The 11984-nt window shown below is 66.4% G+C and carries 9 protein-coding genes; 6 read left to right on the forward strand and 3 right to left on the reverse strand.

Annotated features, from left to right (window positions below):
* Window positions 1-101: 101 nt before the first annotated feature.
* Window positions 102-650, reverse strand: a complete 549-nt coding sequence (locus ACQR03_RS16575) for a c-type cytochrome (protein ID WP_315825971.1) — start codon at window positions 648-650, stop codon at window positions 102-104.
* Window positions 651-890: 240 nt separating this feature from the next.
* On the opposite strand from ACQR03_RS16575, the gene ACQR03_RS16580 reads away from it, so the two are divergent.
* Both ACQR03_RS16580 and ACQR03_RS16585 read left to right on the forward strand, forming a co-directional pair.
* Window positions 891-1631 (forward strand): 3-deoxy-manno-octulosonate cytidylyltransferase, encoded by a 741-nt coding sequence (locus tag ACQR03_RS16580; protein ID WP_316172672.1) that lies wholly within the window; start codon window positions 891-893, stop codon window positions 1629-1631.
* A gap of 21 nt (window positions 1632-1652) precedes the next feature.
* Window positions 1653-2513 (forward strand): prephenate dehydratase, encoded by an 861-nt coding sequence (locus ACQR03_RS16585; protein WP_316169528.1) that lies wholly within the window; start codon window positions 1653-1655, stop codon window positions 2511-2513.
* Here ACQR03_RS16585 and ACQR03_RS16590 read toward each other — a convergent pair.
* Window positions 2494-3417 carry a LysR family transcriptional regulator gene (locus ACQR03_RS16590; RefSeq protein WP_316172754.1) on the reverse strand — a complete coding sequence of 308 codons (924 nt, stop codon included), beginning with the start codon at window positions 3415-3417 and terminating at the stop codon, window positions 2494-2496. The two genes, ACQR03_RS16585 and ACQR03_RS16590, sit on opposite strands and share 20 nt — an antisense overlap.
* Window positions 3418-3518: 101 nt before the next feature.
* Here ACQR03_RS16590 and ACQR03_RS16595 point away from each other — a divergent pair, with 101 nt between their 5' ends.
* Both ACQR03_RS16595 and ACQR03_RS16600 read left to right on the forward strand, forming a co-directional pair.
* The gene (locus tag ACQR03_RS16595) at window positions 3519-4376 is read left to right on the forward strand and encodes an SDR family oxidoreductase (RefSeq protein ID WP_316172673.1); all 858 of its coding nucleotides are present in this window, start codon (window positions 3519-3521) and stop codon (window positions 4374-4376) included.
* A gap of 78 nt (window positions 4377-4454) precedes the next feature.
* On the forward strand, window positions 4455-5120 hold the full coding sequence (locus tag ACQR03_RS16600) for an NAD(P)-dependent oxidoreductase (protein ID WP_316169531.1): 666 nt from the start codon (window positions 4455-4457) through the stop codon (window positions 5118-5120).
* A gap of 372 nt (window positions 5121-5492) precedes the next feature.
* On the opposite strand, the gene ACQR03_RS16605 is transcribed toward ACQR03_RS16600, so the two are convergent.
* A complete protein-coding gene (locus ACQR03_RS16605) occupies window positions 5493-6512 on the reverse strand; it encodes an LLM class flavin-dependent oxidoreductase (protein WP_315713793.1) in 1020 nt (339 codons plus the stop codon).
* A gap of 371 nt (window positions 6513-6883) precedes the next feature.
* Here ACQR03_RS16605 and metF point away from each other — a divergent pair, with 371 nt between their 5' ends.
* Both metF and metH read left to right on the forward strand, forming a co-directional pair.
* Window positions 6884-7801 (forward strand): methylenetetrahydrofolate reductase [NAD(P)H], encoded by a 918-nt coding sequence (metF, locus tag ACQR03_RS16610; RefSeq protein ID WP_315713792.1) that lies wholly within the window; start codon window positions 6884-6886, stop codon window positions 7799-7801.
* Window positions 7801-11670 (forward strand): methionine synthase, encoded by a 3870-nt coding sequence (gene metH / locus ACQR03_RS16615; RefSeq protein WP_434841732.1) that lies wholly within the window; start codon window positions 7801-7803, stop codon window positions 11668-11670. Before metF ends, metH begins: the two co-directional genes overlap by 1 nt.
* The last annotated feature ends 314 nt before the right edge of the window (window positions 11671-11984 follow it).

Raw genomic sequence — 11984 nt, forward strand, 5'->3', positions numbered from 1 at the left:
TGGATGCGACCAAAGGTCCCAAATGCGGCGAATTTCGTCCCGCAAAGCAAAACGGCCGGGCTTGAGGCCCGGCCGTCGGAAATTGGGGGGTTAGCAGCCGATCACTTGGCTGCGGTCGGCAGCGGCGCCGGATTGTCCGACAGCGAGTTCAGGTAGGCCAGCACGTCGGCGCGCTCCGAGTCCTTCTGGATGCCGGCAAAGCCCATCGCGGTGCCCGGGATGTAGCCCTTCGGATTGGCGATGAAGTGGTTGAGATCCTCGATCGTCCAGGTGCCGCCCTTGGCCTTCATCGCGGCCGAGAAGTTGAAGCCGCGGCCTTCGCCGATCTTGTCGCCGACGATGCCGTAGAGGTTGGGGCCGACGGCATTCTTGCCGCCCTTGTCGAAGGTGTGGCAGGCCGCGCATTTCTTGGCGGCGGCAGCGCCCTTCTCAACCGAGGCGGTTTGCAGCAGCTTCTCGATCGGCTCGGCCGCGGCCGGCGCAGCGGCTTCCTTGCCTGCGCCCTGGGCCTCCTTCACGGCGATCTCGAACCCCGGTTTCTCCGGCATTTTCGGCGCGAAGATCGCGCCAGCGGAGAAGCTCGTGACCAGCACGACCAGACAGGCGGCCAGAACGGCGCCGAGGATTTTGTTCAGTTCGAAGGAGTCCATTTTGGAATCAGGCTCCGAGGGCGGATTTCATTGCTTGGAAGGCCGCGGGGCCGCGACCGTGAATCGCCCCAGGATTCGTCAAGGCATCGAGCGGAATCGAGCCGTCGCGCCTCCCCCTGCGGCAGAAGTGAGATATCGGTTTGCCCGTGCTCTGGCAACCCGTATAAGCGGGCCGCCCCTGCTGTCCCCATCCAGTCCGGCCCGCGCTGTTGCGACCGGCTCCGACCTGCCGTTTCCCGGATGACCAAGTCCAAAATCCTCGTGCTGATCCCTGCCCGCATGGCCTCGACCCGCCTGCCCGGCAAGCCGCTGCTCGACATCGCCGGCCAGCCGATGATCGTGCAGGTGCTCCGGCGCGCGCAGGAGGCCGCGATCGGCCGCGTGGCCGTGGCAACCGACACGCTGGAGATCGCGAACGCCGTGACGGCGGCGGGTGGCGAGGTGGTGATGACCAAGCCCAATCATCCCTCCGGGTCGGACCGCATCTACGAGGCCATGTGCAAGCTCGACCCTGCGCGCGAGGCCGAGATCGTGGTCAATCTGCAGGGCGATTTCCCGACCATCGACCCGCAGAACATCAGCGACGTGCTGCCGCCGCTGGACGATCCCGCCGTCGACATCGCGACCCTTGCCGCGCAGATCCATACCGAGGAGGAGAGCCTCAATCCGAACGTCGTCAAGGCGGTCGGCTCGCCTCTCGGCGGCCGGCGCATGCGCGCGTTGTATTTCACCCGGGCCACGGCGCCGTATGGCGACGGACCGAGGTACCATCACATCGGGCTTTACGCCTACCGCCGGGCGGCGCTGGAGCGCTTCGTCAGCCTGCCGCCGTCGCCGCTGGAGCAACAGGAAAAGCTGGAACAGCTGCGGGCGCTGGAAGCCGGCATGCGCATCGACGTGATGGTCGTCGACGCCGTGCCCCGCGGCGTCGACACCCCCGCCGACCTCGAAACCGCACGCCGGCTGCTGTCCAAGTCCTAAGCTGCTGCTACAAGGCCCCTCATGAGCAAGATCTTGAAAATCGCATTCCAGGGCGAGCCGGGAGCCAATTCCCACATCGCCATTTCCGAGGCCTATCCGACCGCCGAGGCCATGCCGTGCGCGACCTTCGAGGACGCGCTGAGCGCGATCTCCTCCGGCGAGGCTGACCTGGGCATGATCCCGATCGAGAATTCGGTCGCCGGCCGCGTCGCCGACATCCATCACCTGCTGCCGGCCTCCGGCCTCTACATCATTGGCGAGTGGTTCCTGCCGGTCCGCCACCAGCTGATGGCGCTGAAGGGCACCAGGCTCGCCGACATCAAGACGGTCGAGAGCCACGTCCATGCGCTCGGCCAGTGCCGCCGCATCATCCGCCAGCTCGGCGTCCGGCCGATCGTCGCCGGTGACACCGCGGGCAGCGCCCGGGACGTCTCCCAGCGCGGCGACAGGAGCGTCGCGGCGATCGCCTCGCGCCTCGCCGCCGAGATCTACGGCCTCGACATCCTCGCCGAGGACATCGAGGACGAGGCCCACAACACCACCCGCTTCGTCGTGCTGGCGCGCCAGGAGCAATGGGCCGAGCAGAACTCCGGGCCGTTGGTCACGAGCTTCGTGTTCCGCGTCCGCAACCTGCCGGCTGCGCTGTACAAGGCGCTCGGCGGATTCGCGACCAACGGCGTCAACATGACCAAGCTCGAGAGCTACATGGTCGACGGCAATTTCTTCGCGACGCAGTTCTACGCCGACGTCGACGGCCATCCCGACGACAAGGGGCTGGCCTTCGCCCTGGAGGAATTGAAGTTCTTCTCGCGCGAACTGCGCATCGTCGGCGTCTATCCGGCGCATCCGTTCCGCGCGACCTTCAGCGAGCGGATGGAATGATCGGACCGTCATCCCGCGGCTCCACATAGGCCGCCAGCTCGGCCGGCGTTCCCACCGGGAATGCCTGCTTCAGATGGTCGAGAAAGGCGGAGACGCGCGCGCTCAACAGCCGCCGCGACGGATACAGCGCCCACAGCGCAACCGCTGGCGCGTCCAAATCGCCCCAATGCGCCAGCCGGCCAGCCGCCAGATCGTGGCTGACGAGCGAGAGCGGCAGGCATGCGGCACCGACGCCGGCACGGACCGCATCGCGCACCATGATCAGCGATGACAACCGCAGGATCGGATCGATCGCGATGCGCGACGATCCCGTTGCAGCCATGACGTCCCACGCTGCGATCTGCTCGGTGCTACGAACAACCGCAGGAACGAGCGCGCCGTCCGCCGGCCGCGTCAGGCTTGGGCTGGCCACGACCACCAGCCGATCGCGCAGGAAGATGCGGCCGACGAGGCTCTCATCGGGATCGGGATTGACCCGGATCACTAGGTCATAGCCCTCCTCGACCATGTCGACGGCGCGGTCGTCGGTCGTCACCTCGAGCCGGACCTCCGGATATCTGAGCGCGAACGTAGCGGCGAGCTTACCCATCGCGGTCTGCGAGAACAGCAGCGGCGCGCTGATCCGCAACCGGCCGCGCGGCTGATCGCCGCCTGAGGCTATCGCACCGACGGTCTCGTCGAGCTCGGTCAGCAGCGCGCCCGTGCGCTCGAACAGCGCCCGCCCTTCCTCGGTCAGCCTCAGTGTGCGCCCGCCGCGCTCGATCAGCCTGATGTCCAGGCTCGCTTCGAGCTCCGCGACGCGGCGGGACAGCGTTGCCTTCGGACGACCGCTGGCGCGGGCGGCCCGGCCGAAGCCGCCGTGGCGGGCGACGAGCGTGAAATCGGCGAGCGCGAGCAGATCCATCTGTTCCATCAATGAGACGACATGTCCAAATATAGCGCCTATTGGCTCGCGTTTGGATCGATATCTTCCGGGTGTCTCAACACCAACCCCGGAGTGATCCCATGACCATCCTCGTGACCGGTGCCACTGGAACCGTCGGCCGTCGCGTCGTCGAACAACTCGTCAGGCGCGGGGCCGATGTCCGCGCCCTCGTCCGCGATCCTGGGAAGGCCAAGCTTCCGGCGGGCGTTCAGATCGCCCAAGGCGACCTGCTCGACGTCGATTCGCTGCGCGGCGCGTTCTCGGGCGTCTCGACCCTGTTCCTGCTCAACGCCGTCACGCCTGATGAATTCACTCAGGCGCTGATCGCGCTCAATCTGGTCCGCGAGGCCGGCATCGAGCGCATCGTCTATCTGTCGGTGATCCACGGCAACGTCTACGTCAACGTGCCGCACTTCGCCGGCAAGTTCGCCGTCGAGCGGATGGGCCTGAACGCCACCATCTTGCGCCCCGCCTACTTCATGAACAACGATCTCGCGATCAAGGACGTCGTGCTCGACTACGGCGTCTACCCGATGCCGATCGGAGCCAAGGGCCTCGCGATGATCGACGTCAGCGACATCGGCGAGATCGCAGCGATCGAGCTGATCCGCCGCGAGCAGTCAGCCGTGCCGCTGCCGCTCGATCGCATCAACCTGGTCGGTCCGGACACGCTGACCGACGCTGATGCCGCTGCGATCTGGTCTGACGTGCTGGGCCGCACGATCGCCTATGGCGGCGACAACACCGCGCAGTTCGAGACCAACCTCCGGCAGGTCATGCCGAGCTGGATGGCGTTCGACATGCGACTGATGGCCGAGCGCTTCCTGACCGACGGCATGGTGCCGGGCGAGGGCGACGTCGCGCGCCTCACCACGCTGCTGGGCCGGCCGCGGCGCTCGTACCGCGACTTTGTCGCCGAGATCTCGGCCACGGCCTGAAGCCGAGCCGCTCATCATCCCCCGAAACCAAATTGCGCGGCGCGCTTCCGCGAATGCGCCCCCTCCATGGAGATCATCATGACCAGTCAAGATAGCAATGTCACCACACCCAAGTCTAACATCCTCGTGCTTGGCGCCACCGGCGGCACCGGACGGCTGATCGTGCGCGACGCGCTGGCGCGCGGCCATCACGTCACCGCGCTGGTGCGCTCGCCCGACAAGGCCGGGGACCTGCAAGGCGCGCAACTGATCGTCGGCGATGCGCGCGACGAAGCCACGCTTCGCAAGGCGCTCAAGGGACAGGATGTCGTCATCAGTTCCTTGGGCACCTCGCTCAGCCCGTTTCGCGAGGTCACCACGCTCTCGACATCGACGCGGGCGCTCGTCAAGGCGATGGAGGCCGAGAATGTTGCGCGCCTTGTCGCCATCACCGGGATCGGCGCAGGCGACAGCCGGGGACATGGCGGCTTCGTCTACGACCGGCTGATCCTGCCGCTGCTGCTGCGCAACGTCTATGCCGACAAGAACCGGCAGGAGGCGATCATCCGCGATAGCGGGCTCGACTGGGTCATCGTCCGTCCCGCCATGCTCAACGACAAGCCGGGCGGCCAGACGGTCCGCGCGCTGACGGACCTCACAGGTTTTCACGGCGGCACGATCGCGCGGGCCGATGTCGCGCGCTTCGCGGTGGACCAGGTGAGCGACGACAGCTTCCTGCGTCGTTCGCCGCTAATCACGTGGTGAGACCGGCACGGCGCGCTTCGAAGTCCCGATCACGCCATTGTTCGCCTCAACTCTCTGCACGAACTCCGTTCGTCCAAGTGGGGGCTAGTTCGAGCACACATCTTCGCGGCGACGGGATTTTACCTCGCCCCGCTTGCGGGGAGAGGTCGGATTGCATCGAAAGATGCAATCCGGGTGAGGGGGGCTCTCCGCGAATGCGGTGCTCGCGGAGAGCCCCCCTCTCCCCGCAAGCGGGGCGAGGGAGCCCACCGTCCGTGCCTTGAAGTGACTGGATCCGACTTCGAGATGCGTGCTCACGCTAGCCCCGTCGGGGAGAGCTGAATCTTGATGCTGCACGATCCAGAACTCATCGGCTGCTGGGCTCGTGCGGGACTACGCCGCCGCCTTCCGCTCCAGGCCGAAGGCGTCGGCAAGCAGGCTGTAGGAGCGCTTGCGGGCGTCGTGGTCGAAGGTCGCCGTGATCACCATCAGCTCGTCGGCCTGGCTTGCCGCGATCATCGGATCGAGCTTGGCTCGCACCGTCGCCGGGCTGCCCACGAACAGCCGCGACCGGTTGCGTGCGATCGAGGCGCGGTCGGCGTCTGTATACATGTACGCCGCGGCCTCCTCGGGGCTCGGCAGCGGCAGGAACTGGCCGCGGTCGCGCCTGAGGCGGTTGAGGTCCATCGACGACGCCAGCCGCTCCGCCTCGGCGTCGGTCTCGGCCGTCACCACCGCGACCGCCAGGATCGCATGCGGCTGTGTCCGCCAGCGCGACGGCGTGAAATGGGCGCGGTAGGTTCGCATCGCGTCGACGGCGTCGTGGCTGGCGAAATGATGTGCGAAGCCGAACCCCATGCCGAGCTGCGCCGACAGCTCGCTGGAATAGTCGCTGGAGCCGAGCAGCCAGATCGGCGGCAATGGCGCGTCGTCGGGCATGGCGATGACGTTGTTGTAAGGATGACCGGCAGGGAACTCGCGGGTCTCCCACAGCATCAGCTCATGCAGCCGCTCCAGGAAGTCGTCGCCCTCGCGGCGGTCGAGCCGGCTGCGCAGCGCATAGGCCGTGGTGCCGTCGGTGCCCGGCGCGCGGCCCAGGCCGAGATCGATCCGGCCGGGAAACAGTGCCTCCAGCATCTTGAAGCGCTCCGCGACCACCAGCGGCGCATGGTTGGGCAGCATGACGCCGCCGGAGCCGACGCGGATGTGCTGCGTCGCTGCCGCGATCTGCCCAATCATGATGTCGGGCGACGGGCTCGCCACCGACGGCAGGCTGTGGTGCTCAGCCAGCCAATAGCGGACGTAGCCGAGCTGATCGACATGGCGGGCCAGATCGATGCTGTTGCGCAGTGCCGCCGAGGCAGGCGTGGCGGTGGTCGTGACGGAGAGGTCGAGCACTGAAAGCGGGATCATGGCTTCAACCTAATGACTGCGCGGCGTGCCACAATGGGCCAACCGCGGCGGAGCCCTGCTGGAAATGCAGGGATCGACATCATCCCGAGTTGGGACGCGGACATTGTATACAACGTCGCCCTCGAAACATCCCACACTCGATCTCGATCAAATCCGTTCACCCACAGCCAACACACATTGAAACATCAACATTTTATCTGCCCATCACATGATCGATGATAGCGGACAAAAGTCATCAAAATACATACAAGTGGGCTAAATCCCATTTAGGGTGGGCTGTCTATTGCGACGCACTTCCCTTATCTTCCCACATCCAAAGAGCGATCCCCTCTTGAGTTGAAATTTACGCGCCACCGGGAACCTGCGCTGCCATGACCGACCTCGCCACCGCCATCGCCGACGGCCACTCCGCAATCATCCGGCCGAAGATCTCGTTCGAGTTCTTCCCGCCGAAGACCGAGGAGATGGACCGGACGCTGTGGGCCTCGATCGAGCGCCTCGCCCCTCTGGAGCCGAGCTTCGTCTCGGTGACCTACGGCGCGGGCGGCTCGACCCGCGAGCGCACCCACGCCACGATCGCGCGCATCCTGAAGGAGACCGCGCTGCTGCCGGCGGCGCATCTCACCTGCGTCGGCGCTTCGCGCCACGAGATCGACGAGGTCGTCGACCGCTATCACGAGGTCGGCGTCCGCCACATCGTGGCGCTTCGCGGCGATCCGCCCGGCGGCATCGGCACGCCCTACTACACCCATGCCGAGGGCTATCAGAGCTCGCCCGAGCTGATCGCCGGCATCAAGAAGCGCCATCCCGACATCGAGGTCTCGGTCTCGGCCTATCCGGAGAAGCACCCCGAGAGCCGCGACTTCGACGCCGACATCGACATGCTCGAGGCCAAGGTCGACGCCGGCGCCACCCGCGCCATCACCCAGGTGTTCTTCGACAACGATCTCTACTTCCGCTACCTCGACCGTGTCCGCGCCCGCGGCATCACGATCCCGATCGTGCCCGGCATCATGCCGATGCACAATTTCAAGCAGGCGCGTGGCTTCGTGACGCGCGCCGGCACGACGGTGCCGGACTGGCTGGCCGAAAAATTCGACGGTCTCGACGACGATCCCGAGACCCGCAAGCTGGTCGCGGCGACCGTCGCCGCAGGCCAGGTGCAAAAGCTCGCCAAGCATGGCGTCGACACCTTCCATTTCTACACCATGAACCGCGCCGACCTCGTGTTCGCGATCAGCCATCTGCTCGGCATCCGTCCGAAGTCCGCCAACAAGGCTGCCGCCTGATGTCCACCCCTGTATCTCCAGCGCGTACCGCCTTCCTTGCCGCTGCAGCCAAGCGCATCCTGATCCTCGACGGCGCCATGGGCACGATGATCCAGGCGCTGCAGCTCGACGAGGCCGCCTTCCGCAGCGAGCGGTTCAAGGACTTCCATCGCGACCTCCGCGGCAACAACGACCTGCTGATCCTGACGCAGCCCGACGCCATCGAGGACATCCACGCGCAATATCTGCGCGCCGGGGCCGACATCGTCGCCACCAACACCTTCTCGGCAACCTCGATCGCGCAGGCCGATTACGACCTCTCCGACATCATCTACGAGCTGAACCGCGAGGGCGCCCGGCTCGCCCGCAATGCCGCGACCCGCGTTGCGGCCGAGGACGGCAAACAGCGCTTCGTCGCCGGCGCAATGGGCCCGACCAACCGCACCGCCTCGATCTCGCCCGACGTCTCCAACCCCGGCTACCGCGCCGTGACCTTCGACGACCTCCGGCTCGCCTATGGCGAGCAGGCGCGCGGGCTCCTGGACGGCGGCGCCGACATCCTGCTGCTCGAGACCATCTTCGACACGCTCAATGCCAAGGCGGCGCTGTACGCCATCGCCGAGCTCTGCGAGGAGCGCGGCATCGACGTGCCCGTGATGATCTCGGGCACCATCACCGACAAGTCCGGCCGCCTGCTCTCGGGCCAGATGCCGGAGGCGTTCTGGAATTCGGTGCGGCATGCCAGGCCGCTGACCATCGGCTTCAACTGTGCGCTCGGCGCCGAGGATCTGCGCGCCCATGTCGCCGACATCGGCCGCGTCGCCGACGCGCTGGTGTGTGCCTATCCCAATGCCGGCCTGCCCAACGAGTTCGGCCAGTATGACGAGACGCCGGCCTACATGGCGCGACTGATCGGCGAATTTGCGCGGGACGGCCTCGTCAACATCGTCGGCGGCTGCTGCGGCACCACGCCCGAACATATCGCGGCGATCGCCGCCGCCGTCGCCCCGCACAAGCCTCGCGCCGTGCCGGAGATCGCGCCGCGGCTGCGGCTGTCGGGCCTCGAGCCGTTCGAACTCACGCCCGCCATTCCGTTCGTCAATGTCGGCGAGCGCACCAACGTCACGGGCTCGGCCAAATTCCGCAAGCTGATCACCGCCGGCGATTACACCGCGGCGCTGCAGGTCGCGCGCGACCAGGTCGAGAACGGCGCCCAGGTCATCGACGTCAACATGGACGAGGGCCTGCTGGATTCGGAAGCCGCGATGCGGACCTTCCTCAACCTCGTCGCTGCCGAGCCGGACATCGCCCGCGTTCCCGTGATGGTCGACTCCTCGAAATTCCACGTCATCGAGGCCGGCCTGAAATGCGTGCAGGGCAAGCCGGTGGTGAACTCGATCTCGCTCAAGGAAGGCGAGGAGAAGTTCATTCACGAAGCGAAGATCGCGCGTCGCCACGGCGCCGCCGTGGTCGTGATGGCGTTCGACGAGACCGGCCAGGCCGACACCTACAAGCGCAAGACCGAGATCTGCGCCCGCGCCTACAAGATCCTGGTCGAGCAGATCGGCTTTCCGCCTGAGGACATCATCTTCGATCCCAACATCTTCGCCATCGCGACCGGACTTGAGGAACACAACAATTACGGCGTCGACTTCATCGAAGCGACACGCTGGATCCGGCAGAACCTGCCGCATGCGCATGTCTCGGGCGGCGTCTCCAATCTCTCCTTCTCGTTCCGCGGCAACGAGCCGGTGCGCGAAGCCATGCATTCGGTGTTCCTGTATCACGCCATCAAGGCGGGCATGGACATGGGCATCGTCAATGCCGGCCAGATGATCGTCTATGACGACATCGATCCGGAGCTGCGCCAGGTGTGCGAAGACGTCGTGCTCAACCGCGACCCCGGCGCCTCGGAGCGGCTGCTGGCGCTGGCCGAGAAATTCCGCGGCCAGGGCAAGCAGACCAAGGAGGCCGATCTGGCCTGGCGCGAATGGCCGGTCGACAAGCGGTTGAGCCACGCGCTGGTGCATGGGATCACGGAGTTCATCGAGCAGGACACCGAAGAGGCGCGCGCCGCCTCGACGCGGCCGCTCGACGTCATCGAAGGCCCGCTGATGGCCGGCATGAACGTGGTCGGCGACCTCTTCGGCGACGGCAAGATGTTCCTGCCGCAGGTCGTGAAGTCCGCGCGCGTGATGAAGCAGGCGGTGGCCTATCTGATGCCGTTCATGGAGGCGGAGAAGGCTGCCAACAAGGGCCGGGCCAACGAGCGCTCCAACGCCGGCAAGATCGTGCTCGCCACCGTCAAGGGCGACGTCCACGACATCGGCAAGAACATCGTCGGCATCGTGCTCCAGTGCAACAATTTCGAGGTCATCGACCTCGGTGTCATGGTGCCCGCGGCCAGGATCATCGACACGGCCAAGGCCGAGAACGCCGACATCATCGGTCTCTCCGGCCTGATCACGCCCTCGCTCGACGAGATGGCGTATCTCGCCTCGGAGATGGAGCGCCAGGGTCTCAACGTGCCGCTCCTGATCGGTGGCGCGACGACGAGCCGTGTCCATACTGCGGTCAAGATCGATCCGAACTACCAGAATGGCCCGGTCGTTCACGTCAACGACGCCAGCCGCGCCGTCGGCGTCGCCTCCTCACTGCTGTCGCCGGAGCGCAAGGATACCTACGCCACGGAGGTTCGCAGCGAGTATCAGAAGATCGCCGCTGCGCATCTGCGCGGCCAGGCCGACAAGAAGCGGCTGAAGCTCGCGGACGCCCGCGCCAACGCGCCGAAGATCGACTTCGCCAAGGTGAAGCCGGTGAAGCCGACCTTCCTCGGCACCAAGACGTTCGTCGACTACGACCTCGCCGAGCTCGTGCCCTATATCGACTGGACGCCGTTCTTCCAGACCTGGGAGCTTGCCGGTCGTTTTCCTGGCATCCTCGACGACGCCAAGGTCGGCGAGGCCGCGCGCGCGCTGTATGACGACGCGCTGAAGATGCTCAAGCGCATCGTCGACGAGAAGTGGTTCACGGCCCGCGCCGCGATCGGCTTCTGGCCGGCAAATGCGGCCGGCGACGACATCGTGCTCTATGCCGACGAGGGCCGCACCAAGCAGATCGCGACGCTGCACACGCTGCGCCAGCAGCTCGAGAAGCGCGAGGGTCGCTTCAATACCGCACTCTCCGACTTCATCGCGCCTGTGGGTTCCGGCGTGCCGGACTATGTCGGCGGCTTCGTCGTCACGACAGGCCTCGGCGAGGATGCCGTCGCCGACCGCTTCAAGAACGCCAATGACGACTACTCCTCGATCCTGGTGAAGGCGCTGGCCGACCGCCTCGCCGAGGCGTTCGCCGAGCGCCTGCATGCCCGCGTCCGCCGCGAGTTCTGGGCCTACGCCCCGGACGAGGCGCTCTCGCCGGACGATCTGATCCTGGAGAAGTATCACGGCATCCGTCCCGCGCCCGGCTACCCGGCGCAACCCGACCACACCGAGAAGGCGACCTTGTTCGAGCTGCTCGACGCCGAGAAGAATGCCGGCGTGCGGCTGACCGAGAGCTTTGCGATGTGGCCGGGCTCGTCGGTGTCGGGCCTCTATTTTGCTTCGCCGGAGAGCTTCTATTTCGGCGTCGGCAAGATCGAGCGCGACCAGGTCGAGGACTACGCCGCGCGCAAGGGCATGACTGTCGCCGAAGTCGAGCGCTGGCTGGCGCCGATCCTGAACTACATTCCGGCAAGGGGCGGCCAGCAGGCCGAGGCGCCTCGCGCAACCGCTGCGCCCGCTCCCGCCGCAGCCAACGACGCCGCCCCTGCCGAGCTCGCCAGCCACCCCGCGGGCTGCACCTGCGCGGTGCATCTTGCCTGGCGCAAGAAGGCGGTTGGCGCGAAGTAGCCGGCGCGGTCGCCCCATCCACAGCTGTCGTCCCCGCGAACGCGGGGACCCATACCGCGTGATCTACCCGTCGTCCGCGGTGGCTGATATCGCGCAAAACGACATCTCCCTGTGGTTATGGGTCCCTGCGTTCGCAGGGACGACAGCGGTTATGACGCCCCCTGCTCGGCTCACACGCTGCACTTGGACGCCCCTCCTCCGTGTCCCCCGCGCCACGGCCGCCGCGAATGACAAAGCGCCACAGCCGGTGCCATGCGATGCAGCGTGGACTTATCCCCGGTAACCGGCTGAAATGCCGCCGGGGCCTCCGGGTG

The organism is Bradyrhizobium sp. HKCCYLS3070 (assembly GCF_051167575.1).
In the GTDB taxonomy this organism is placed as follows: Bacteria; Pseudomonadota; Alphaproteobacteria; order Rhizobiales; family Xanthobacteraceae; genus Bradyrhizobium.